The organism is Caulobacter soli (genome assembly GCF_011045195.1).
Lineage (GTDB): Bacteria > Pseudomonadota > Alphaproteobacteria > Caulobacterales > Caulobacteraceae > Caulobacter > Caulobacter soli.
The window spans coordinates 1,147,455-1,171,312 of record NZ_CP049199.1 but is presented as its reverse complement, the minus strand read 5'-3'; the positions used below and the strand labels follow the sequence as shown (position 1 = coordinate 1,171,312).

Genomic DNA, 23,858 nt, shown 5'->3' with positions numbered 1-23,858 from the left:
GGGCGCTAGGCCTTCGGCAGCCCCACCTCGAACGCCGCGCCCTTCGCGGTCTCGACGAAGCCGATCCGGCCCTGGCTGGCCGCCAGCAGCGACCTGGCGATCGACAGCCCCAGCCCGGTCCCGCCCGTCTCGCGGCGGCTGGTGAAGAACGGCTCGAACAGACGCTCGCGGTCGGCGGCCGGAACGCCGGGACCGTTGTCGGCGATGCGCAGCACGACCTCGCCCTCGACGCTCTCGCCGGTGACCTGAAGCGCCGTGGCGCCGGCCTGGCGGCTGTTCTCGGCCAGCGAGACAAGCACCGCCTCGATCGTCGCCTCGGGCGCGGCGACGGGCGGCAGGCCGTCGGGCAGGTCCAGCACGATGTCCAGCCCGCGCCCGCCCTGGGCGTCGACCGCCCGGCGCAGCGGCGAGGCCAGGTCGGTCGCCACCCCCGCCTGGGGCATGGCCATGTCGGCCCGGGCCAGGTCCATCAGCCGCCCGACCAGTTGCGACAGCCGCGCGCTGTCGGCCGAGATATTGCCCAGGAACCGGCGGCGCTCGTCCGGGGTCATGGTGTCGAAATGGTCGTCCAGCAGCTCGACCGCGCCGGTGATCCCGGCCAGCGGCGTCTTGAACTCGTGGCTGACGGCCGAGGCGAAGTCGCGCAGGTAGCGCGAGCGCACGGCGATGGCGTCGGCCATCACCCGGAAGTCCTGATAGAGGTCGCGGATCTCGACGGCGGCGGTGGCGGGGGTCTCCGGCACGCTGCCCTGCCCGGTCGCCACGCTCCGCGTCGCCGCGCTCAGCGCCTCGATCGGCCGGGTCACCCCGCGCGACACCAGGCCCGACAGCAGCACCAGCAGCAGGATCGTCGCCCCGGCCCCGACCAGCAGCTTGGCCCGGTCCTGGTAGACGCCGCGAAACAGCGCCCGGGGCGAGCGCGACAGCAGCAGCGCGCCCACGACCTGGCCATTCACGACCACCGGCCGCGCGTGATGCAGCCGCACGGCGGAGGCGCGGCTGAGCCACTCGAACGAATAGCGCGGGTGATAGGCTCCGTTGCGCCGCAGGACCGTGCGGGCATGGCCCTTCAGCGCCGCCTGGATCTCCGGCAGGCTGGCCAGGCTGCCGCCCTGCCCCAGGCCGCGCACCACCACGCCATGGCGGTCGACGATCAGGATCGAGGCCAAGGTGCTGCGGCTGGTCTGGTCGAAGATCGGCTCCAGCACCTCGGCCGCCGCCTCGGCCTTGGGATCGGCCGTCTGCCCGGGCGTCGCGGCCGGGCGTTCGGGCAGCAGCGGCGAGCCGCGCAGATCGACGCTGGTCGACTCGGGCCGGTAGTAGCCGGGATCGTCGCGGGCGTCGGGATCGGCCGGCGTCAGGTCGCGCACCGCCCCGGGCCACAGGTTGGCCGCCGCCGAGGCCAGGGCCGCGCCCTGGCTCGTCAGTTCGGCCTCTGTCTGGCGCACCAGGGTGTTCTCGTAGGTGCGCAGGAACACCGCCCCGATCGCCGGCATGGCGGCGGCGAACAGCAGCACGGTCAGCAGGATGGTCCGCAGGCGGAGGGCCGGCCACCAGCGCCGCAGCCAGGCGCTCATCCGGCGACGGCGCCCTGGCCCGAATTTCCCTGGCAAGCGCCGAGGCGGTAGCCGATCCCGGCCCGCGTCTCGATCACGTCATGCCCGCCCACGCCGGCGAACTTGGCCCGCAGGTTGCGCACGTGGCTGTCGATGGTGCGGTCGGTCACCGCGAAGCCCGGGCCGCGCAGGCGGTCGATGATGGCGTCGCGGCTGAACACCTTGGTCGGGGTCGTGGCCAGGGTCTTGAGGATCGTGAATTCGGTGACGGTCAGCGACAGCTCGCCGCCGGCCCACGCCGCGCTCCAGGCCTCGGGATCGAGGGTCAGCTTGCCGCGCGCGATCAGGCCGTCGGCCGGCGTCGCCTCCGCCGGCTTGCCGCCGGTGCGGCGCAGGATCGCCTGGACCCGGGCCACCACCTCGCGCGGGCTGAACGGCTTGACCACATAGTCGTCGGCGCCCAGCTCGATGCCCAGCACCCGGTCGATCTCGTCGTCGCGCGAGCTCAGGAACAGGATCGGCAGCTCGCCCTGCGCCCGCAGGCGGCGGCAGACCTCCAGCCCGTCCAGGCGCGGCATGTTGATGTCCAGCACCACCAGGTCCGGCGCGCGCTCGGCCACCGAGGCCAGGGCCGCCTCGCCGTCGGCCGCCTCGCGGGTTTCCAGCCCGACCTTGGCCAGGGCGAACACCAGGAGCTGGCGAATGTGGGGATCGTCGTCGACGACCAGGATCGTGCGCTGCATGGCCCTCATGTTCAGCGCCTAGCGTCGCGGGTCAACGGGGACGTCGGGGCGGTTCGGCGCGTTTGCCGTGCAGATGTCGTGCAGACCCTAGGAGCCGCTCGCCGCCTCGGTCCATTTGGCGAACGGGGTGTCCGGCTCGTCGACGAGGCTGGGCTGCAGGGAGCGCAGGTCGCTGGGGCGGATGTTGAACGCCTTGCGGAAGCTGCGGCTGAAATGGGCCTCGCTGCTGAAACCGCACTGGAAGGCGATCTCGCTGATCCGCCGGGCCCGCTTGGGATCCAGCAGGGCGGCGCGGGCCAGGTGCAGGCGGCGGTCCCAGATATAGGCCGTCACCCCGCCCAGCGGCTCGAACAGGCGATAGAGAGTGGAGCGCGACACGCCCAGGGCTTCGCTGATCCTGGCCGGGTTGAGGCTGGGCTCCAGCAGGTTGTGCTCGACATAGGCGCGAGCCCGCAGCAGCACCGGCGACTCGCGCATGCCGAAGTCGGCGCGGCCGGCCTCCATGGCCAGGCAGGCGCCGAGCAGTTCGATCGTGGCGCGGGTGATGCCCGGCAGGGTCTCGGGCAGCAGTTGCGGGAACCAGCGGCTGACCGAGGTCAGGTGCTCGACCAGCAGGCCCGCGCGGTTGCCGTCCAGCACCATGCCGTGCAGCTCGATGTCGGGCACCACGGCCTTGACCTCGGCGCGCGGCAGGAAGGTCGACAGCACCTTGACCGCCGTCGAGTGCAGCAGCATCGGCCGCGACAGGTCGCAGATCCCGATCTCGCCCGGACCGGCCGAGAACGCCACCCCGTCGAAGTCGCCGGTGTGAGAACCGGCGATGTTGAACTGGACGATGTAATGGTCGTGACCGTCGGCGGCGATCATCTCCGGCGTGCGGAACATCGTGTGGCCGCCGGTCTCGGTGACGTAGAAGGCGTGGGAGCCCAGCCGCAGCGACGTGATGTTGGCCGTGAACCCCGGCTCGGGATCGCGCGCGTCGAGCGCCGTCAGCACCTCACGACGATAGAAGTCGTGACGTTCCTCGGGCGGAACGCTCCGTGTGCTGAAATTCGATCGCCCCAGTCGCAACGCGGACTCCGAAGGCGGGCTCAAAGGTTCACTCATGTGGCCTCCCCCAAGGCACAATCACGTATTTACTGTATTCGCCAATGCGGGCGTTCGTCGCACCACGCGAGACCGCGCTTTTCCTTTGAGACAAGGGATCAAGAAAATGGGACCGGCATGTAATGTCTGCGACGCACAAAGCCTTACTGCTGTCGGCCCTGGCGAATGAACATTGATCGTCGATCAACAATGTTCGGTTGAATTTGTCACCGACGCTTCGGACGCCAACGTCATCGGCTCGGAGAACGGAGCACCGCAAGGCCTGGGGGGGCCGAGCGATCAGCGCCGCCCACGTCCCGAGGGGGACTCGAACTAAAGGCGGGCCTCGGGGAGGCCCGCCTTTTTATTTGCTCGCGCTTTTATTGGGATGCGACGCCGCCTAGTGCTCGCGGCCCATCCGCCAGAAGGTCTGGAACAGCGGCTCCATCAGATAGGCCAGGGCCGAGCGCTTGCGCAGCGGAATCAGCACCTCGACCGGCAGGCCGGCCTGCAGGCCCGACTGACCGCCACGGACCTTGCGGATCTTCTCCAGCTCCTCGGGCGGAGCGGCGACCTCGGCCTTGAAGTACTGCACGCCGGACTTCTCGTCGGTGAAGCTGTCGGCCGACAGCTCGGTCAGGGTGCCGTTCAGCAACGGCAGGTCGCGCTCGTGCAGCGAGGTGAAGCGGATCTGGGTCTTCTGGCCGGGCTTGAGGTCGTCGGCGTCGTTGGGCGACACCTTGGCCTGGATCACCAGGCGGCGGTCCTGCGGCACGATCTCCATCAGGGTCTGGCCGGGCGCGACCACCCCGCCGACGGTGAAGACGTTCAGCCCCACCACCTTGCCGCCCGACGGGGCGCGGACCGTGGCGCGGGCCAGTTGCTCGCGGGCGGCCAGCACCTTGGGCTGCAGGTCGTCGAGCCGGACCTGCACGTCGCGCAGCTGGCCCGAGACCTCCTCCAGCATTTGCCGGTCCAGCGACAGGGCCTGCAGGCGGGTTTCGCCCTCGGCTTCGCTGTTGCGGGCGATCTGGGCGCGGTAGGCGCCGTCTTCGCCCGTCAGGGAGGCGGCGCTGCGCTGCAGGGCCAACACCCGGGTCTTGGGCGCGAAGCCCTTGGCGGCCAGCTCCTGGACGCCGTCCAGTTCCTCGGCGATCAGCTTCTGCTGCTCGCGATTGGCGTCCAGCTGGCGTTGGGCGCCGCTGGTCTGCTGGCCCAGCTGCAGGATGCGCTGGTTGAGCACGCCGCGCTGGGTCTGCAGCGAGCCCCGGCGGGCCTGGAACTGCTGGCGCTGCAGCCGCAGGGAGTCCTCGGCCAGAGGCTTGTCCTCGGGGGCCAGGTCGGCGAATTCCGGCGGCGCGGCGAAGCCCGGCCGGCCGTCGCGTTCGGCGACCAGGCGCGCGCGCTGGGCCAGCAGGGTCAGGACCTCGCCCGTCATGCCCCGCTCGCTGGCGCGCAGGTCCGAGGCCGACAGCTCGACCAGGATCTGGCCCTTGACCACGCTCTGGCCCTCGACCACCCGGATGGCCGTGACCACCCCGCCCTCGCGGCTCTGCACGGCCTGGCGGTTACCGGCCACGGCGATCACCCCGTGGGCGTAGGCCCCGGCGTCCAGCGGCGCCACGGCCGCCCAGCCCAGGAAGCCGACGAAGAACAGCCCGGCCACGCCGGCGCCGATGCGGATCATCTTGGCGGGATCGTCCGACAGGCGCGGCGGGAGCTTGGCGGCCGCTTCGCCGGCGGCGCCGGGAGTCTGGCCCAAGGGCGGGAATGTCGCGTCGGTCATGGCTTGGCGGCCTGCAAGGCGGTGGAGGCGGACGCCGGCTTGGCCCCGGCCCCTCTGGTCTGGCTTTGGGCGGCGGGAGACATCTTGGCGACGACGTCGGCGCGGGGGCCCAGCATCTCGATCTGACCATCGCGCAGGACCAGCAGGCGGTCGGCGATGTTGAGGATGCCGGTGCGATGGGCGACGATCAGGATCGCCGCGCCGCGCTGCTTGGCGGCCAGGAGCGTGTTGTTCAGCGCCGTCTCGCCGTCGGCGTCGAGCGCCGAGTTGGGTTCGTCCAGGACCAGCAGCGGCGGCTCGCCGTACAGGGCGCGGGCCAGGGCCACGCGCTGGGCCTGCCCCGCCGACAATCCGCGTCCGCCCGCCCCCAGCGTGGTGTCGTAGCCCTTGGGCAGGCGCAGGATCAGCTCATGCACCCCGGCCGCCTGGGCCGCGGCCACGACGTCGGCGTCGACGATCGTCGGATCGGCCCCGACCCAGATCGCGAAGCGCGAGATGTTGTCCTTGATCGATCCGGCCATCAGGCCCGAGTCCTGCGGCACGTAGCCGATGTAGCGGCCCAGCCGGTCGCCGTCCCAGTCGGCCAGGCTGGCGCCGTCCAGACGCACCGCGCCCATGTCCGGCGCGATCGCCCCGGCCGCCACCCGCGCCAGGGTGGTCTTGCCCGCTCCACTGGGGCCGATGACGCCGAGAATCTCGCCGGGGGTCAGACGGAAGGAAACGCCGCGCAGCAGCACCGCTCCGCCTTCGCCCGGCGCGCGCACGGCCACCTGCTCCAGGGCCAGGGCCCCGGTCGGCGCGGGCAATTGGGTGCCGGACACGTCCAGCCCGCGTGTCGGTGGGAACAGCTTGATCAGGTTGTTCAGCGCGCCGCGCACCTGGCCGACCACGCCCCAGGAGCCGACCAGCTGCTCGATCGGCTGCAAGGCGCGGCTCATCAGCACCGAGGCGGCGATGATCGACCCCGCCGAGATCTGCTTGTCGACCGCCAGCCAGGCGCCCAGGCCCAGGGCCGCCGACTGCAGGAACATGCGGGTGAACTTGGTGGCCGCCGAATAGCCGCCGCCCGTGAACTGGGCCTTGGCCGACAGGTCCAGGCCCGTGCGACGGTCGGCCAGCTGGCGCTCGCGCAAGGCGCCGCGCATGCCCAGGGCCCGCACGACCTCGCCATTGGCGGCGGCCGCTTCCTGCGAGGCGTAGGCCTGGGATTGGGCGGCGAAGGCCTCGCGGGCCCGCCCTCGCGTCGCCCGCTCGTTGAGCACCGCCAGGGTCACCAGCACCACGCCGCCGACGATGGTCATCGCGCCCAGCGCCGGGTGGATCATGAAGGCGACCAGCACGTAGATCGGCGTCCACGGAATGTCGAAGGCCGCCACGGCCACGGGCCCCGACAGGGCCTGGCGCACGATATCGAACTCGCGCATGCCCTGGGCCGAGGACCCGGGCGTCATGGCGCTCATCAGCTTCTGCAGGATGCCGCCGGCCAGCAGCCGGTCCAGGCGCAGCCCGGCCAGGGTCAGCAGCCGCGAGCGCACCGACTCCAGCGCCGTCTGGGTGCCCAGGGCGAAGGCCACCACCAGGGTCAGATACAGCAGGGTCAGCCGCCCTTCGGTGGGCACGACCCGGTCGTAGACCTGCATCATGTAGATGGTCGGCGCCAGCAGCAGCAGATTGATGAAGGCGCTGAAGACAGCGGCGGCCAGCAGGTGCGGGCGACAGGCCCGCAAGGCGGCGACCAGCGGCGGCGGCAACGGGGCGTCCAGGAACTTCACGCGTCTCTCCCCTGAGCGCGCGCCTCAGTCGACCCACCGGCCGAACACTGGTCTCACGCCCGTCGGGCCGTACCTAACGTTGCGCTCAAGGTTTATGCAAGCAGCTCGCGCATCAAAAAGATGCGAACTTGGCCTTACTCGACAAAAGCTGGAGCGACGACGCGGCGACCCAACAGAAATGCGTCGGCCACGTGACGTAACGGCGTCACATCGACGTCGGAACGCCCTGTCGCGATCAGGTCCGCGAACCGGGCGTAGAGCGCCGGATATTCCGCCTCGGGCTGCTCGTGAACCAGAGCGCCGTCGATCCACAGCTTGGCGCCGCCGTGTGACAACCGCAATGCGCCGCCGTCGGTGTCGACCTCGATGTCCCAGCTTTGCGGACCGGTCTGCAGGAAGTCGAACTCGGCGGTGACCGGCACGCCGTCGACGTCGACGAAGGCCAGCTCGGCCTGGATCGGCGACTGGCGGTTCTCGGGCACGTGCAGCGTCGCCTGCGTCAGGAAGAACGGGCGCGGCAGCAGGGCGGTGGCGATCGACAGGGCGTTGATGCCGGGGTCGAAGACGCCCAGGCCGCCCGGCTCCCAGATCCAGTCCTGGCCCGGGTGCCAGACCCGCACGTCCTCGCGCCAGTTGATCCGCGCCGCGGTGATCGTCTTGCCGGCCAGCCAGTCGCGGGCCGGAGCGACGGCGGGGGCGTGGCGCGAGTGCCAGGTGGTCTGCAGGGTGACGCCCTGGGCCTCGGCGACCTGGCGCAGGTCCTCGACCTCGCTCAGCGTCGCGCCGGGCGGCTTTTCCAGCATCACGTGCTTGCCGGCCTCCAGCGCCTGGCGCGCCAGGCCGTGGCGCACCTGCGGCGGGGTGCACAGCGCCACCGCGTCGAAGGCCAGGCCGTCGGCCAGCAGTTCGTCCAGGGTATGGAAGCTGGGAAGTCCGTCCTGCGTGGCGTGGCGGCTGACGATGGCGACCAGCTCGAAGCGCGGATCGGCGGCCATGGCCGGCAGATGCTGGTCGCGAGCGATCTTGCCCAGGCCGATCAGGGCCACGCGGATGGGCCCCTCCTTAAACGAACTGGCGGACATGGGGCCTCGCGACTCTGGAATTATTTGTAGGATAAATGCTCGGCAGGGAGGCGGATGTCAAACCTATCAATTTCCCTCTCTCATAGAGAGAGGGAGCGGCCCGCCGCGAAGCGGTGGGAGGGTGAGAGGTTACAATCTCTCCGGACAAGGTACGGCGCTAGATCCCTACCTATCGCGGCTGGGGGAGACGTCTAGCTTCTCGATCACATCAACAGGCGGGACGGTCAGCGGAAACAACGGGGGTTTGCTGGCAAGGGTGAAACCTCTCACCCTCCCACCGCCTGTGGCGGCGGGCCCCTCCCTCTCTCAAAGAGAGAGGGATTCTTGATGTCGCCTCCCTCAGGCCCCCACCAGCTCGAAGCTCGCCGCCAGGCCGTCGACGGCGCTGTTGGCCACCCACAGGTCGAACATGCCGGGCTCGGCGATCCAGCGGTCGTTCTCGCCGACGAACATCAGCGAGCCGCGCTCCAGGCTGAACCGCACCTCGCGCTTCTCGCCCGGCTTCAGCGCCACGCGGATGAAGCGCTTGAGCTCGCGCACCGGCCGGGTGCGGCTGGCCACCCGGTCGCGGATATAGAGCTGGACCACGTGCTCACCGGCGATCTTGCCGGTGTTGGCCACATTGACCGTGACGAACAGCTTGTCGTTCCAGGCCAGGCGCATGGTCGACAGCTTGACGTCGCTGAGCGCGAAGCTGGTGTACGACAGCCCGTGGCCGAACGGGTACAGCGCCTCGTTGCGGGTGGTGCGCCAGCGGGCCTTGTACTCCTGGCTGTCGTCGGCCTGGGGCGCGGGACGGCCGGTGGTGCGGTGATTGTAGGCGAAGGGCTCCTGGCCGCTCTCGTGCGGGAAGCTGACCGGCAGGCGGGCCGACGGATTGACCTTGCCGAACAGCACGTCGGCCACGGCGTGGCCGGTCTCGGTGCCCAGGAACCAGGTGGCCAGCGCGGCCGGCGCGGCCTTGACCGCCCCTTCCATCACCAGGGCCCGGCCGTGGCGCAGCAGCACCACCGTCGGCTTGCCGACCGCGCCCACCAGCTCGGCAAGCTGCTGTTGCACCTTGGGCAGGCCGATCTCGGTGCGCGACTGGGCCTCGCCCGACATGTTTTGGCTCTCGCCCACCGCCAGCAGCACGATGTCGGCGGACTTGGCGGCCGCGACGGCCTGGTCGAAGCCGCCGGGGATGGTGTTCTCGACGTCGCAGCCCTTGGCGATGGTCAGTTGCGACGGGTCGGCCATCGCCTCGCGGATTCCGGTGGCCAGATCGACGCCCAGGCCCGGGTCGCCGAAGAAGGCCCACGGTCCCAGGATATTGGCCCGGTCCTCGGCGAACGGACCGATCAGGGCGATCTTCTTACCCTTCGTCGGCAGCGGCAGCAGGCCGCCATCGTTGCGCAGCAGCACGATCGAGCGCGCGCCGGCTTCCCGCGACAGCGCCCGCATGGCCGGGGTGGCGGTGTTGGCGGCCTGGGCCTTGGGGTCGATCGAGCGGAACGGCTGGTCGAACAGGCCCACCGCCTCCTTCAGGCTCAGCACCCGGCGCACGGCGTTGTCGACCACCGCCATCGGCACCCGGCCCTGGGCGACCAGTTCTGGCAGGTAGCGGCTGTAGAGTCCGCTCTGCATGCTGATGTCGACGCCCGCCAGGATCGCCAGCCGGGCGGCGTCCTTGTCGTCGGCGGCGTAGCCGTGGGCCACCAACTCCTGGTCGGCGGTGTAGTCGGAAATGACCACGCCCTTGAAGTTCCACTCGCCGCGCAGGATGTCGGTCAGCAGATGCTTGTTGGCCGTGGCCGGCACGCCGTTGATGTCGTTGAACGCCGACATCACCGCCAAGCAGCCGGCGTCGAAGGCGGCCTTGAACGGCGGCAGGTGCACCTCGCGCAGGGTCTCCTCGGAGATGTCGACGGTGTTGTAGTCCAGACCCGCCGCCACGGCGCCATAGGCGGCGAAATGCTTGGCGGTCGCCAGCAGGCTGTCGGGCGCGGTCAGGTCACGGCCCTGGAAGCCGCGCACCCGGGCCTGGGCCATCACCTCGCCCAGGAAGACGTCCTCGCCCGAGCCCTCGGCGCCCCGGCCCCAGCGCTGGTCGCGGGCCACGTCGACCATCGGGGCGAAGGTCCAGTGGTTGCCGTAGGACGAGGCCTCGATCGCGGCGGCGCGGGCCGTGCGCTCGGCCAGGTTGGGATCGAAGCTGGCGGCCTCGGCCAGGGGGATCGGATAGACGGTCTTGAAGCCGTGGATCACGTCGGCGGCGAACAGCAGCGGAATGCGCAGGCGCGAATGCTCGACGGCGGCGGTCTGGGCCTGCAGCGCGCCCTCGACCCCGACGCCGTTCATCAGCGTTCCGATCCGGCCCGCGCGGATGTCGGCCAGGATCTGCTGGGTGTTGCGTTGGTTGACCAGCGGATTGATGTCGCCGACCGGCGGCCGGATCATGTCGGAATAGCACGACAGCTGGCCGGCCTTTTCCTCCATGGTCATCTGGGCGATCAGCGCCTCGACCCGGGACGAGGCGGCGCGCGCCGCGCCGGCTCCGGCCAAGGCGAATCCCGCCAGGCCCGTCGCGCCGGCCAGGACCGCCCTGCGATCCACGCCCTGTCGCTCCGGACCTCGTCGCCCGCCTCGATCCGCCATGAAGCCTCCCCGAACTGGATTCGCCGCAACCTCGCCAGAAACGCCGCTTGGTGCAATGGTGCGTTACCTGAGGAGCGAACCAACGCCTTCAACCTCGGAGAAGCTCCCATGACCACCCGCTGGCGCATCGATGTCCGTCTCGGCGACGCCCCGCCGGAAGCCCCGCTGCGCAGCGTCGTGGTCGAGGCCCCCACCGAGGTCGAGGCCCTGCGCCTGGTCCTGGCCCAGGCCGAACAGGATAAAGCCGACGCCGAGGAACTGCTGCAGGACGGCCAGGAGGAGGTGTTCTCGCGGACGGAGGTGCGGGCCGGGCAGACGGAGCATCAAGGGCATACGGATTGAGGATTCAGATCCTCCCCCTGTGGGGGAGGTGTCGGCGAAGCCGACGGAGGGGGGAGTGTTCGGCCGAAACCCGGATCGACAATCCTATAAATCCCCCCACCGATCGCTGCGCGATCGCCTCCCCCACAGGGGGAGGCTTTAGGGCCTCACCGCCGATACAGATAATCCCCCGCCAACCCCATCCGCAGACACGCCTCCACCGCCGGCGTGCCCTGGACCGGCAGCCGGTCCGCCGCCGCGCCGGCCAGCTTGACCAACCGCCGCTCGACCGGCCCCAGGTCCCACGCCCGGCCCAGCCCCACGACCTCACGCACCGCCACGGGCGTGATCGCCACCGCCGCCCGGATCAGCGCGCCCTGCAGGCCGCGCAGCGGCGCCGGCAGGATCGCGGTCTTTCGCATCAGGTCCAGGAACTCGAAGACGATCTCGTGCCGCTCCAGCGTCGGCAGCATGGCGGCCAGCTGGGCCTCCCACGCGGCGACCGAAGCCGGCGCGCCCACCGCGCCGTACAGCGCCGCCGCCGGCGCGGCCTCGGCATAGAACCGGTCGCGGTCGGCGTCGCTCAGCGGTCGGGCATAGGCATGGTAGGCCTCCATGAACCCGTAGCTGGCCGTGGCCTGCACCCAGTCCAGCAGCGCCACGTCATTGGCCCGATAGGCCGCCCCCGCCGGGGTGTCGCCAGCGACCTTGTCGTGCATGCGCACCACGCCGGCGATCATCTTCTGGGCGGCCGAGCGCGGACCATAGACCGTGACCATCGCCGCCAGGCCGGTGCGCTTGAGGCGGGTCAGCGGATCGCGGCGAAAGCTGGAATGCTCCCACACGCCGCTGCGCACGCGCGGCTCGGCCAGTTCCAGGATCACCGCCGCCACACCGCCGACGAACAGCGAGACCGGGTTCTTGAACACCCGCCAGGACACCGACTCCGGCGCGGCCAGGGCGGGTTCGCCGGCCGGCTGGCGAAAGTCGACGCGCGGCCCGCCCTCGGGTTGATACAGCCCCTGGACCAGCTCCGCGATGCGACCGCCGCCATCCGCCATTCAGTTCACCCTTCGTGTCTTGCCGGCCCAATAGGGCTCGCGCAGCTCGCGCCGCAGGATCTTGCCCGAGGCGTTGCGCGGCAGGGCGTCGATGAAGTCGACGCTCTTGGGCGCCTTGAAGCCGGCGATGCGGCCCTTGGCGAAGGCGATGATGTCGGCCGGGTCCCGGGGCGCGCCGGGCTTGAGGGCGACCACCGCCTTGACCGCCTCGCCCCAGGTGTCGTCGGGCACGCCGATCACCGCCACCTCGGCCACGTGCGGATGGCCGTAGACCGCGCTCTCGACCTCGGCCGGATAGATGTTCTCGCCGCCCGAGATGATCATGTCCTTCACCCGGTCGTGGATGAACAGGTAGCCGTCCTCGTCGAGGTAGCCGGCGTCGCCGGTGCGCAGCCAGCCGTCCTCGCCGATCGTGTCGGCGGTGGCCTCGGGCAGCTTCCAGTAGCCGGCCATGTTGGCGGGCGAGCGCACGGCCACCTCGCCGACTTCGTTGGGACCCAGGGCCTGGCCGTCCTCGCCTAGGATCCTCAGCTCCGCGCCGGGCATGGGCAGGCCGGCCGAGCGCATGCGGGCGTTGCCGGCCGGATCGTGATCGCGCGGCGGCAGATAGACCACCGTGCCGGTCGTCTCGGTCATGCCGTACTGCTGGACGAAGCCGCAGCCGAACACCTCGATGCACTCGCGCAGCAGGTCCAGCGGGATGGGCGCGGCGCCGTAGAGGATGTGGCTCAGCCGGCTGTAGTCGACCTGGCGGGCGCGCGGCTGGCGCACCACGATCTGCAGGGCGGCCGGCACCATGAACATCTTGGAGACCCGGTCCTTCTCGATGAAGTCCAGCACCCGGGTGGGGTCGAACTCGCGGGCGACCACGCCCTTTGCGCCGTTGATCAACCCGACCACGCCCCAGCCGGTTCCGCCGATATGGGCCACGGGCATGGCCACCAGGCTGACGTCGTCGGGGCCCCAGCGGTTCCAGTCCATGTCGGCCTGGGCGGCCAGCTTGCGGGTGGTCAGGATGTTGGAATGGGTCAGCATCGCGCCCTTGGGCCGACCGGTGGTGCCCGAGGTGTAGAGCTGGATGGCGATGTCGGCCGAGGTCACGCGCGCCGCCGGGACGTCGTCGTCGCGAGGCTCGTCGCGCCAGGCCGTGAAGCAGGGATAGCCGTCCTCTCCCGGCTCCATGGCGATCACGATCGGCTGGTCCAGCATCAGCTCGGCCACGAACTGGACGTGGGCCATCAGCTCTGGACCGACGAACACCATGCGCGCCTCGGAGTCGCCCAGGATGTAGGCGATCTCGGGCGCGGCCAGCCGCCAGCCGATCGGCGCCAGCACCACCCCAGCCTTGGCCGCGCCGAACAGCAGCTCGAAATAGTGGTCGCTGTTCTTGCCGACATAGGCGATGCGGTCGCCCTTGGTCAGGCCCTCGGCCAGCAGGGCGGCGGCCACGCGGTCGGTGTGGCGGTCAAAGTCGGCGAAGCTGGTCGAGCGCCCCTCGAACACCAGGGCCGTCGCCTCGGGGCGGACCTCGCGGTGATAGCGGGCGACGTCGCCCAGGGTCGTCATGCGATCGAAATCGACAGCCGGTCCGGACATGGTCGACGAACTCCTCGCGCGGTCCGAGGCGGTCTAGGCGCCGCCTTCGGCTTCAACGAACGCCAGGATGACGGTCATTTCCGCCGCGCGGCTAGGGAAAAACGCGCGTTCCGGTCGGACGCACGCCGGGATTGAGGTCAAGCCTTGGCGTCCAAGCGGCGGGCGTTGGCGGTCGCGGCGGCGTGAACCGGGGCCAGCATGGCCGCCTGCCAGGCCACGCCCAGCGACATCATCCGCCCCCAGAACGCGAAGGCGTTGGTCGCCGACGACAGACCCGGCGTGGTGCTCCAGGCCTGGGCGAAATAGCGGTTGGACTCCGCCGCCATCGCCAGCCAGCCCGGACCGCCGGCCGCGGCGCCGCGCGCGAAGGCCAGGGGCTTCTCGGAAACCATGCGTGTCAGCTCGGCGTAGTCGCCGCGCATCGGGTCGCTGAGGGCCCTGGCGATCATCGGCGTGCGGGCGTTGACGACCCGCAGTGAGGCCAGGGCCAGCTCGGTGCTAGCGCTGGCCAGGGAGAAGGCGTCGGCGGCGGTGGCCTTGCGGCGGGGCGTACGGGCTTTGGGCATGAGATGACAACGCGCCCCTCTCGTCCTTCGCTCCGCTCAAACAAAAAAAGGCCGGTCCCGCGCACGGAGCCGGCCCTTTCCTGATCTCAGGACACGCTTAGTGCGCGGCGTCCTTGGCGTCGTGGCCGGCGTCCTTGGCCGCGTCGCCGGCCTTTTCAGCCTGGTCGCCCGCGGCGGCGGCGGTGTCGCCGGCGGCCTTGGCCGTGGCCGTGTCGCCCGTCTGGGCGGCGGTGGTGCTGGCGTTGGCCGCTTGAGCGGCGGCGTCGGCGGCCTGTTGGCTGGAGGCGGCGGCGGCGGTCGCGTCGGCGGCGGCGTCGCTGGCCTTTTCAGCCTTGGGCTGGCAGGCGGCGGCGCCGATGGCGAGGGCGGCGACGGCCGCGATGGTGACGATACGCATGCTGTGAAGTCTCCCAAAATCCCCGACATCTTTGCCGTGGGCTGAGCAAGAGAACCCCGTCGGCGGTCGAAGGTTGCCGCGTCGTCGCGCGAGCCTTGCGCGACGACGCTTGACCCGACGCGGCGGTCGCCTTCTCTTGAGGCGATCCCGCAGGATGAGCAGCTTCGCCTTTGCAAGACCCGGTCGCCCCCGACCCCGTATCGGACTCGCCCTCACCCGCCGCCGGCACCGTGCGCCGGCGCCTGCTGCTGATGGCCCTGTGCCTGGTGGTTCCGGCCACGCTGTTCATGGCCCTGCTGGCCCGCGCCGAGTTCGGCGAGAGCCGGGCGCGCTATGAGCGGCAGCTGATCGCCACCACCCGCGCCCTGGTGCTGGCCACCGACCGCCAGATCGGCCAGGGGCAGAGCATCCTGCAGACCCTGGCGGTCTCGCCCGACCTGATCGCCGGCGACATCCCCGCCTTCGAACGCCAGGCCCGGGCGGCCGTGGCGGGCGGCCAGGGCTGGATCGTGCTGCTCGACAACGAACGGCAACTGGTCAACACCCGCTCGCCGCCTGGCGAGCCCCCGCCCACGATCGGCCTGCCGGACTATCGCTGGCAGACCATCCGCGCCGGCCGCTCGTCGGTCTCCAACCTGGTGCGTCCCGCCAAGGCCGGTCAGTTCCCGCCCTTCGTCTCGATCGACATGCCGGTCATCGTGGGCGGCAAGCTCTACGACCTGGCCTATCAGCAGCCGCCCGAGGCCTTCTCGTCGATCTTCGCCGCCCAGAGCATTCCCCACAGCTGGACGGCCAGCATCGTCGATCGCGAGGCCTCGCTGGTGGCGCGGTCCAAGGACGGCGACCGCTTCCTGGGTCGCAAGGTCAGCGATCAGATGCGCAAGGCGATGACTCGCGGCAACGAGGGCGTCACGCTGAGCCATACGCTGGACGGCACGGCCACGCTGTCGGCCTTCAGTCGCTCGTCGAGCACCGGCTGGTCGTTCATCGTCGGCGTGCCTCGGAGCGAGCTGAGCCGGGCCAATTTCGCGTCGGTGGGCTGGCTGACCATGGCCAGCCTGGTGCTGCTGATCATCGGCGCGGGCGCCGCCGTGCTGGTCGCGCGCGACATCTCCGCCTCGGTGCGCGGGCTGGGAGTCGACGCCAAGGCCGTGGCGGCGGGCGAGGAAATCGCCCTGGTCCCGGACCGCTTCCGCGAGATCGCCGAGGTCCGCGCGGCCCTGCATGACGCCGCCCACCAGTTGCGGACCCGCGAGGCCGAGGAGCTGCGCGCCCACCAGCGTCAGCAGCTGATGATCAACGAGCTGAACCACCGGGTGAAGAACACCCTGTTCACGGTGCAGTCCCTGGCCCGACAAAGCCTGGGCCGCCCCGCCGACACGCCTGGCCTGACGGCCTTCAACGAACGCATCATGGCCCTGGCCCGCGCCCACGACCTGTTGACCCAGAGCGTGTGGGCCGGCGCCGACCTCAAGGAGATCCTGGAGGAAACGCTCGAACCCTATCTGGACCGGACGGTGCTGGCGGGACCGCCGGCGGCCCTGACGCCCAACGCCGCCCTGGCCCTGTCGATGGTGTTCCACGAGCTGGGCACCAACGCGGTCAAGTACGGCGCGCTTTCGGCGCCCGAAGGCACGGTGACGGTGGTCTGGCACGTGGATCCCGGCGCCTTGCACCGCCTGACCCTGCACTGGGAAGAGCGCGGCGGCCCGACGGTGTCGCCGCCGGCCCGCAAGGGCTTCGGCTCGCGCCTGATCGCCGCCAGCCTGAAATCCGACCTGGCCGGCGAGGCCCGGATCGACTACCGGCCCAGCGGCCTGGTCTGCGTCCTGACCTTGTCGCTGCCTCGGACGGGCCGGCAGGAGGGCGAACGGCAGGCGGATATTTAGTAAGTCGTTTCTGAATTAGCCCAAGACTTAGGCGCCCCATGGGGTAATCGGCTCGTGGCCGGGTTTCGCAAACCATCGATCGATTGCGCCCCGCTCCGCGATGGTCTTACCTGCGTCGCTCACCCCTACGGGAACGAGCGATGACCCCTGACACCCTGATGCTGCCGGCCCGGCCCGAGCCGATCGCCCTGCCGATCGAAAAGACGGCCGTGATCGTCATCGACATGCAGAACGCCTACGCCTCGCCCGGCGGCTATCTGGACCTGGCCGGTTTCGACATCAGCGGCGCGGCGGCGGTGATCGACAAGATCAAGGGCGTGCTGGACGTGGCGCGCGGCGCGGGCATGCCGGTGATCTATTTCCAGAACGGCTGGGACGGCGACTATGTCGAGGCCGGCGGCCCCGGCTCGCCCAACTGGCACAAGTCCAACGCCCTGAAGACCATGCGCGCCCGGCCCGAACTGCAGGGCAAGCTGCTGGCGCGCGGAACGTGGGACTACGAGCTGGTCGACGACCTGAAACCCCAGCCGGGCGACATCCAGCTGCACAAGACGCGCTACAGCGGCTTCTTCAATTCCCAGCTGGACAGCGTGCTGCGCTCGCGCGGCATCCGCCACCTGGTGTTCGTCGGCATCGCCACCAACGTCTGTGTGGAATCGACCCTGCGCGACGGCTTCTTCCTGGAATATTTCGGCACGGTGCTCGAGGACGCCACCCACCAGGCCGGTCCCGACTTCGTGCAGAAGGCCGCGCTCTACAACATCGAGACCTTCTTTGGCTGGGTGTCGAACACGACGGATTTCAAGGGCGCGGTGGGGCAGCGGGAAGGCGTGGCGTGATCAGCGCCGTGCGTCCTTCGAGGCTCGGCTACGCCTCACACCTCAGGATGAGGACCATTTGAGCCTTCTGAATTCCTCATCCTGAGGCGCCGCGTAGCGGCCTCGAAGGACGCAGGGCCTCAACAACACAGGAGACCGCCACATGCCCAAGACCGTCATCATCCCGCCCGGCACGGGCACGCCCATCGCCCCGTTCTCGCCGGGCACGCTCGCCGACGGGATCGTCTACGTCTCCGGCACCCTGGCCTTCGACAAGGACAACAACGTCGCCTTTCCCGACGACGCCGAGGCCCAGACCCGGCAGGTTCTGGAGACCATCAAGTCCGTCATCGAGACCGCCGGCGGGACGATGGACGACGTGACCATGAACCACATCTTCCTGACCGACTGGTCCAACTACCAGACGATCAACAAGGTTTATGCCGAGTACTTCCCCGGCGACAAACCGGCCCGCTACTGCATCCAGTGCGGCCTGGTGAAGCCCGGCTTCGTGGTCGAGATCGCCTCCGTCGCCCACATCGGCAAGAAGTGATGCAGAGCGGAACCGTCGACGGCCTTCACTACGAACTGCATGGCGGTCCTATAGCCGGCCGAGACGTCGTGCTCTTGTCGCCGGGCCTCGGCGGTTCAGGCGCCTTCTGGGCGCCGCAGATGCAAGCCCTGACCGCCCGCTGGCCGGTGCTGCTGTACGACCACCGGGGCACGGGCCGTAGCGTCCGCGAGCTGCCTTCCGGTCCCTACAGCGTCAGCGACATGGCCGAGGACATGGTCAAGGTCATGGACGCGCTCGGCCTCCAGAAGGCCCACGTGGTCGGTCACGCGGCGGGCGGCAACGCTGGCCTGGCCCTGGCGCAGGACCATCCCGATCGCGTCGACCGGCTGGTGGTGGTCAACGGCTGGTCGCGGCCCGATCCGCATATCAAGCGCTGCTTCGACACCCGCCTGGCCCTGCTGAACAACACCGGCATCGCCGCCTATGTGCACGCCCAGCCGCTGTTCCTGTATCCGGCCGACTGGCTGAGCGCCAACAACGCCCGGCTGGAGGCCGAGGAAGTGCATCACATCCACGGCTTCCCGGACCCGGACGTGATGCGCGCCCGCATCCAGGCCCTGCTCGACTTTGACATCGACGAGGCCCTGCCCTCGATCACGTGCCCGGTGCTGGTCAGCGCCAGCGCCGACGACATGCTGGTGCCCCTGGCCTGCTCGCGCCGCCTGGCCGAGCGCCTGCCCAACGCCACGCTCGACATCGCGCCCTGGGGCGGTCACGGCTTCACGGTAACGGCGGCGGAGGCGTTCAACACGGCGGTCGTCAGTTTCCTGGAGGGGGCGTGAACATCCCATCGCCCGTCTTCCCGGCGAAGGCCGGGATCCAGATTCATCCAGAGCGGCTCGTGGGTTTCACCTGGGCCCCGGCCTTCGCCGGGGAGACGGAAGAAACCGGAGCCCGCACTACAGAAATTCAAGCTTAGTCGGAGGGACTAATTCCATGGAAATCGGCGTCTTCATTCCGATCGGCAACAACGGCTGGCTGATCTCCGAGGCGGCCCCGCAGTACATGCCGTCGTTCGCGCTGAACAAGGAGATCGTCCAGAAGGCCGAGAAATACGGCTTCGACTTCGCTCTCTCGATGATCAAGCTGCGCGGCTTCGGCGGCAAGACCCAGTTCTGGGAGCACAATCTCGAGAGCTTCACCCTGATGGCCGGCTTGGCCGCCGTGACCAGCAAGATCAAGATCTTCGCCACCGCCGCCACCCTGACCATCCCGCCGGCCATCGTGGCGCGCATGGCTTCGACCATCGACTCGATCGCCCCCGGCCGGTTCGGAATCAACCTGGTCACCGGCTGGCAGAAGGCCGAATACGACCAGATGGGCCTGTGGCCGGGCGAGGGTCACTATACCGACCGCTACAACTACCTGGCCGAATACGCGACCGTGCTGCGCGAGCTGCTGGACACCGGGGTCAGCAACTTCAAGGGCAAGTACTTCCAGATGGAGGACTGCCGGGTCAGCCCTCACCCCGAGGACACCAAGCTGATCTGCGCCGGCTCGTCCAACGAGGGCCTGGCCTTCACCGCCCAGTACGCCGACTACAGCTTCGCCCTGGGCAAGGGGACCAACACCCCCACGGCGTTCGGCGGAGTCAACGACCGCCTGAAGGCCGCCGCCGACAAGACCGGCCGCGACGTGGCGTCGTACATCCTGTTCATGATCATCGCCGACGAGACCGACGAGGCGGCCATGGCCAAGTGGCAGGCCTATCGCGCCGGCGCCGACCAGGAAGCCCTGGCCTGGCTGACCAACCAGGCCGCCCCAAACGCCGCGGCGGGCTCGACCACCAACACCGCCCAGCTGGCCGCGCCGGAATCGGCGGTGAACCTCAACATGGGCACGCTGGTGGGCAGCTACGAAAGCGTCGCGCGAATGCTGGACGAGGTCGCCGCCGTCGACGGCACGGCCGGCGTGCTGCTGGTGTTCGACGACTTCGTGGCGGGAGTGGAGAACTTCGGGACGAAGATCCAGCCGCTGATGGCGTCGCGGGCGGGGATCTGAGGCTCACCCACTTGCCCCCACCTGGCGGCTTCGCCGCCTGTCCGCCCCCGTAGCGGGCGGAGGCCGAGAATACGCGACCTCTTCCCCCTGTGGGGGAAGACGACCGCGAAGCGGTCCGTAGGGGGCAAGTGCTCGCCCCCTCCCCGCTTCAGATCAATCCACCGCCAGCATGCCGATCAGCTGCAGGCGGAACACCAGCACGCTGTTGGCCGGGATCGGGCCGGAGTCGCGTTCGCCGTAGGCCAGGTTGGCCGGGATCCACAGGGTCCATTCGTCGCCGACATGCATCAGCGGCAGGGCTTCCAGCCAGCCCGGGATCAGGCCGTCGGCCGGCATGATCGCCGCCTGGCCGCGCTGGAACGAGCTGTCAAACACCGTGCCGTCCAGCAGCTTGCCCTCGTAGTGCACCTTGACGATGTCGCCGAGCTTGGGCGACGGGCCGGTCTTGGGACCCGAGGTCGTCACCTTGTACTGCAGGCCCGAGGCCGTGGTGACCACGCCGGGCGCCTTGGCGTTCTTGGCCAGGAAGGCCTGGCCCTCGGCCAGGGTCTTGCTGGTGTCGACGGCGGCCGACAGTTGCGGCGGCGCGGACGTCTCCTGCGCGAGGACAGGGCTCGACAGCAGGGAAAGGGCCAGGACCAGGCCGGAGGCGAGTTTCATCGATGACTCACTGTACAATCTTGAGCGGAAGACACCCGACAGGGACGCCCGAAGGTTTATCCCGCGCCGAGCCCGGAAGCTAGGCTGTCTTCCATGAACCTATGGCGACATCGAGACCGCCAAAAGGCCGCTGGCGTCTCCGCCAACGGCCTCCTGATGGTGTTCGACCAGACGCCTACTTCTTCGGCGAATAGATGTCGTCCAGACGCGCGGGCGTGCCCTCGATGCGCTCCAGGCGCGGGTAGCGCAGGCCGCCGTGGTAGTCGATCTTGACCGTCCGGTAGCGCTCGCCGTCCTTGATCAGCAGTTCGACGACCGGCGCGTCGGCCTTGGCCGTGGCCTTGACCGCGTCCTTGATCAGGTCGTCGCCATAGCTCGTGCCGTTGACCGCCACGATGGTCTCGCCGGCCGTCAGGCCCGCCTTGAAGGCCGGGGTGTCCCAGTTGACCGCCGACAGCACGCCGCCGGCCCCGACGGTGATCCCCAGCGAGTAGCTGAGATTGACCATCTTGCCCTTGGTCTCGGCCGCCTTGAAGTAGTCGGTCGGGGTGTCGGTATAGACCAGCTTGTAGCCGCCGCGGGTCAGGCCATCCAGCGGGGCGTGCTCGGACAGGCCCTCGATGCGGGTCTTCAGGAAGGTCGCCCAGTCATAGGGGACCACGCCGTTCAGGGTCTGGACCACGGTGTCGAAGTCGTAGGTCAGCACCACGTACGAACCGTTCTCGACGCCGAAGAAGGCCTTGGCGAAGTCGTCCAGCGACTTCTTGCCGCCGGTCTTCTCACGGATCAGCGTGTCGGCGTCGAGCCAGACCAGTTGGCCCTCCGAATAGTAGTCCTCGCTGCGCTGCCAGCTGGTCCACGAGGCCGGCTTGCGGTTGGCGATGATCGGGTCGTTGGTGGTGTCCAGCACGTTGCGCCAGTTGCGGCCGGCGCGGGTGTCGTAGAGCGCGGCGGTCATGGCCAGGGACTCCAGGCCCTGCTGCTTGGTCTGCAGGCCCGAACGGGCGGCCAGCACGTTGCCCCAGTACTGGGTCTGGCCCTCATAGACCCACATCAGGCTGTCGCGCATCGGCTCGTTCAGTGTGGGCGTATAGAGGTCGGCGGCGCGGCGGAACTTGCCGTTCCACGAGTGGGTGTATTCGTGGGCCAGCAGGTCGCGGCCGACGAAGCTCTTGTCCCATTCGGTGAAGTACTTGGGCACGACGCTGTTTTCGCTGGAGCGGTGATGCTCCAGGCCGATGCCGCCCAGCTTGTCGCTCAGGGCCAGCAGGAAGTCGTAGTGGTCGTAGTGGTGCGAGCCGTACAGCTTGTAGGCCTGCTGCACCAGGTTGCGGTGGATCTGCAGGGCTTCCGGCTTGATGTCCAGCAACTCGGCCTTGTCGGCGACGATGTTCAGGCGCACCGGCGTGGCCGCGCCGGGGTCCAGGTCGACCTGCTTGTAGTAGCGGCCGGCGAACATCGGCGAGTCGACCAGGGTCTCGAAGGTCGTGGTCTTGAAGGTGGTGGTCGAACCGCTGGCCGAGGCCTTTTCCAGGGCGGTGCCGAAGCCCCAGCCTTCCGGCAGCTTCACGGTGGGCTCGATCTGGATGCGGCGCGTGTAGTAGCCGGCCGGATAGAAGCCCAGCTGCAGCCACTGCACGTTCAGCATGTCGTCGGTCACCAGGGTGCGGCCGACGTCGGGCTTCACCGGGGTCAGGAACTGGAAGCTGACCTGGATCTCGGTCGCGCCTTCGGGCACGTCGAAGTGGAAGGCGTGAACGGCGACCGGGTCGCGGGTCCACGGCAGGGTCTTGCCGCCGGCGGTGATCACCAGACCGGCCATCTTGTCCAGGTCGTTACGGGGCGAGTGGCCGCCGGGAACCCATTGCGGATAGAGGATGGTCATCGGGCCGGACTTGGCGACCGGGATGGTTTCGCGAACCTGGAAGATCTTGCGGTCCAGGTCGGTGGTGTCGACCGACAGCTTCAGCACGCCCGGATAGGCCACGTCCTGGGCGGCGGCGATCGGCGGGGTCGGCGGGGCCTGGACCGGCACGCGCTCCTGGGCAAATGCGCCCCCAAAGCTAAGGGAAAGGGCAAGGGCGGAGGCGGTAAAGAACAGCGTTTTCAAGAAACGACCCCAATGCGACGCGCGGGCATCCTCCCGCGACGAAAGACGGCATACTTCTCCTCTAAAGCGCTGCTTGTCGAGATTGTCTGTGGCGGTGAACGGACGGTTGATCGAGTTTTTGGAGCGAGCTTGCCGGGCGGGCGGCGACTTCGGGTGATCCGCGTTACGCGGCGGCGGCGGACGTTCGACGATGGTCGCGGTTGGAACGCCTGCTGAAATCTGGAGGCTGGACGCGAAGCCAGGCCGCATGCGCGGTTCGGGAGGTTCTCCATGCTCGTCCACGCCGTCGCCCTCATGGCGCTATTGATCAGCGCCCCGTCGGCGCCGTCGCCGGACGCGCCATCGGCGATCGCCGGCGGTCCGGCGACGGTTTCGCTCTGGCCTCGCGGCGCGCCCGGCGCGGAAGGGCGCGCCGGCGAGCCCGAGATCGTGGAGAACACCTATGTGCGCAATGTCCACAGCCCGTCGCTGACGGTGTTCCCCGCCGACCCGCGCCACGCCAATGGCGCGGCGATCATCATCGCGCCTGGCGGCGGCCATCGCATGCTGGTCTTCGTCAACGAGGGCTCCGGGCCGGCCAAGGCCCTCAATCGCTACGGCGTCACCGTCTTCGTCCTGAAGTACCGCCTGGCGCGCGAGGCCGGATCGACCTACGCGATCGACCGTGACGCCGCCGCGGACCTGCGCCGGGCGGTCCGATGGGTCCGGGCGAACGCCGCGCAATATGGCGTGGACCCGCACCGCATCGGCGTGATGGGCTTTTCGGCCGGCGGAGAATTGGTTTCGCTGGTCGCCGACAACCCCGAGCCGCCCCATTCCCAGGCTCCCGGACCGACCTCGGCCGATCCGCTCGACGCGGTCAGCGCCCGTCCCGACTTCCAGGTTCTGGTCTACCCCGGCCCTTTGGGCGTCCCGGCTCAAGCCCCAGCCGGCGCCCCGCCGGCGTTCATCGCCGCCGGCTCGCTGGATGCGTGCTGCGCCGAGCCGGCCGTGACCCTCTATGAACAACTTCGCAAAGCCGGCGTGTCGGCGGAGCTGCACATGTTCGCGGACATGGACCACGGCTTCAACATCGCCGCCCATTCCGAAAGCCTGTCGATCCTCCACTGGCCCGACCGGCTGGCCGATTGGTTGGGCGACGGCGGCTGGCTGCGTCCAAGACCCTTGGTCGCCCCCAAACCCTTCAAGCCCTGAAGAGCCGTC

At 69.6% G+C, this 23,858-nt stretch carries 20 protein-coding genes and 1 pseudogene; 8 read left to right on the top strand and 13 right to left on the bottom strand.

Translation table 11 applies throughout. The features are described from left to right. Positions 1-5 precede the first annotated feature (5 nt). The 7 genes from G3M62_RS05785 to G3M62_RS05755 all read right to left on the bottom strand — a co-directional run bounded on the left by G3M62_RS05785 (position 6) and on the right by G3M62_RS05755 (position 10,662). Entirely contained in the window at positions 6-1,577 is a 1,572-nt protein-coding gene (locus tag G3M62_RS05785) for a sensor histidine kinase (protein WP_165185450.1), read from the bottom strand. Then, positions 1,574-2,299: a response regulator transcription factor gene (locus tag G3M62_RS05780; protein ID WP_246263484.1), complete on the bottom strand. Its 726-nt coding sequence runs from the start codon at positions 2,297-2,299 to the stop codon at positions 1,574-1,576. The genes G3M62_RS05785 and G3M62_RS05780 overlap by 4 nt, the downstream gene beginning before the upstream one ends. A gap of 87 nt (positions 2,300-2,386) precedes the next feature. Beyond that, positions 2,387-3,406 (bottom strand): helix-turn-helix domain-containing protein, encoded by a 1,020-nt coding sequence (locus G3M62_RS05775; RefSeq protein ID WP_165185447.1) that lies wholly within the window; start codon positions 3,404-3,406, stop codon positions 2,387-2,389. A gap of 379 nt (positions 3,407-3,785) precedes the next feature. Continuing rightward, positions 3,786-5,171, bottom strand: coding sequence for an HlyD family type I secretion periplasmic adaptor subunit (locus tag G3M62_RS05770; RefSeq protein ID WP_165185445.1), 1,386 nt, complete (start codon positions 5,169-5,171; stop codon positions 3,786-3,788). After that, positions 5,168-6,943, bottom strand: a complete 1,776-nt coding sequence (locus G3M62_RS05765) for a type I secretion system permease/ATPase (protein WP_165185443.1) — start codon at positions 6,941-6,943, stop codon at positions 5,168-5,170. Before G3M62_RS05765 ends, G3M62_RS05770 begins: the two co-directional genes overlap by 4 nt. Before the next feature lie 134 nt (positions 6,944-7,077). Then, a complete protein-coding gene (locus G3M62_RS05760; RefSeq protein ID WP_165185441.1) occupies positions 7,078-8,025 on the bottom strand; it encodes a Gfo/Idh/MocA family protein in 948 nt (315 codons plus the stop codon). A gap of 339 nt (positions 8,026-8,364) precedes the next feature. After that, positions 8,365-10,662, bottom strand: coding sequence for a glycoside hydrolase family 3 N-terminal domain-containing protein (locus G3M62_RS05755; RefSeq protein WP_165185439.1), 2,298 nt, complete (start codon positions 10,660-10,662; stop codon positions 8,365-8,367). A gap of 108 nt (positions 10,663-10,770) precedes the next feature. Between G3M62_RS05755 and G3M62_RS05750 the strand changes: the two genes are divergently transcribed. After that, positions 10,771-11,004, top strand: a complete 234-nt coding sequence (locus G3M62_RS05750) for a hypothetical protein (protein ID WP_165185438.1) — start codon at positions 10,771-10,773, stop codon at positions 11,002-11,004. 146 nt (positions 11,005-11,150) lie between these two features. Here G3M62_RS05750 and G3M62_RS05745 read toward each other — a convergent pair whose 3' ends face one another. The 4 genes from G3M62_RS05745 to G3M62_RS05730 form a co-directional block, all read right to left on the bottom strand. Next, the gene (locus G3M62_RS05745; protein ID WP_165185436.1) at positions 11,151-12,044 is read right to left on the bottom strand and encodes an oxygenase MpaB family protein; all 894 of its coding nucleotides are present in this window, start codon (positions 12,042-12,044) and stop codon (positions 11,151-11,153) included. Beyond that, positions 12,045-13,640 carry a fatty acid--CoA ligase gene (locus G3M62_RS05740; RefSeq protein ID WP_165185435.1) on the bottom strand — a complete coding sequence of 532 codons (1,596 nt, stop codon included), beginning with the start codon at positions 13,638-13,640 and terminating at the stop codon, positions 12,045-12,047. A gap of 137 nt (positions 13,641-13,777) precedes the next feature. Further along, on the bottom strand, positions 13,778-14,206 hold the full coding sequence (locus G3M62_RS05735; RefSeq protein WP_165185433.1) for a hypothetical protein: 429 nt from the start codon (positions 14,204-14,206) through the stop codon (positions 13,778-13,780). Between the two features lie 97 nt (positions 14,207-14,303). Beyond that, complete coding sequence (locus G3M62_RS05730; protein WP_165185431.1) at positions 14,304-14,603, bottom strand: hypothetical protein; 300 nt, start codon at positions 14,601-14,603, stop codon at positions 14,304-14,306. Positions 14,604-14,854: 251 nt separating this feature from the next. Here G3M62_RS05730 and G3M62_RS05725 point away from each other — a divergent pair, with 251 nt between their 5' ends. The 6 genes and pseudogenes from G3M62_RS05725 to rutA all read left to right on the top strand — a co-directional run bounded on the left by G3M62_RS05725 (position 14,855) and on the right by rutA (position 19,885). Continuing rightward, positions 14,855-16,492, top strand: coding sequence for a sensor histidine kinase (locus G3M62_RS05725; RefSeq protein ID WP_165191202.1), 1,638 nt, complete (start codon positions 14,855-14,857; stop codon positions 16,490-16,492). Positions 16,493-16,632: 140 nt separating this feature from the next. Continuing rightward, a complete protein-coding gene (gene rutB, locus G3M62_RS05720; RefSeq protein WP_165185429.1) occupies positions 16,633-17,331 on the top strand; it encodes a pyrimidine utilization protein B in 699 nt (232 codons plus the stop codon). Between the two features lies 1 nt (position 17,332). Beyond that, positions 17,333-17,448 (top strand): annotated as a pseudogene (locus G3M62_RS26890) (hypothetical protein); the annotation flags it as partial. A 25-nt stretch (positions 17,449-17,473) separates the two neighbouring features. Beyond that, complete coding sequence (rutC, locus tag G3M62_RS05715; RefSeq protein ID WP_165185427.1) at positions 17,474-17,863, top strand: pyrimidine utilization protein C; 390 nt, start codon at positions 17,474-17,476, stop codon at positions 17,861-17,863. Further along, on the top strand, positions 17,863-18,666 hold the full coding sequence (gene rutD, locus G3M62_RS05710) for a pyrimidine utilization protein D (RefSeq protein ID WP_165185426.1): 804 nt from the start codon (positions 17,863-17,865) through the stop codon (positions 18,664-18,666). The genes rutC and rutD overlap by 1 nt, the downstream gene beginning before the upstream one ends. A 154-nt stretch (positions 18,667-18,820) precedes the next feature. Continuing rightward, a complete protein-coding gene (rutA, locus tag G3M62_RS05705) occupies positions 18,821-19,885 on the top strand; it encodes a pyrimidine utilization protein A (protein ID WP_165185424.1) in 1,065 nt (354 codons plus the stop codon). 153 nt (positions 19,886-20,038) lie between these two features. On the opposite strand, the gene bamJ is transcribed toward rutA, so the two are convergent. Both bamJ and G3M62_RS05695 read right to left on the bottom strand, forming a co-directional pair. Next, on the bottom strand, positions 20,039-20,545 hold the full coding sequence (gene bamJ, locus G3M62_RS05700) for a BamJ family beta-barrel-assembly machinery protein (RefSeq protein WP_165185423.1): 507 nt from the start codon (positions 20,543-20,545) through the stop codon (positions 20,039-20,041). A 175-nt stretch (positions 20,546-20,720) separates the two neighbouring features. After that, positions 20,721-22,655 (bottom strand): M61 family metallopeptidase, encoded by a 1,935-nt coding sequence (locus G3M62_RS05695; RefSeq protein WP_165185421.1) that lies wholly within the window; start codon positions 22,653-22,655, stop codon positions 20,721-20,723. Positions 22,656-22,925: 270 nt separating this feature from the next. On the opposite strand from G3M62_RS05695, the gene G3M62_RS05690 reads away from it, so the two are divergent. After that, the gene (locus G3M62_RS05690) at positions 22,926-23,849 is read left to right on the top strand and encodes an alpha/beta hydrolase (protein WP_205691949.1); all 924 of its coding nucleotides are present in this window, start codon (positions 22,926-22,928) and stop codon (positions 23,847-23,849) included. Positions 23,850-23,858: the final 9 nt, after the last annotated feature.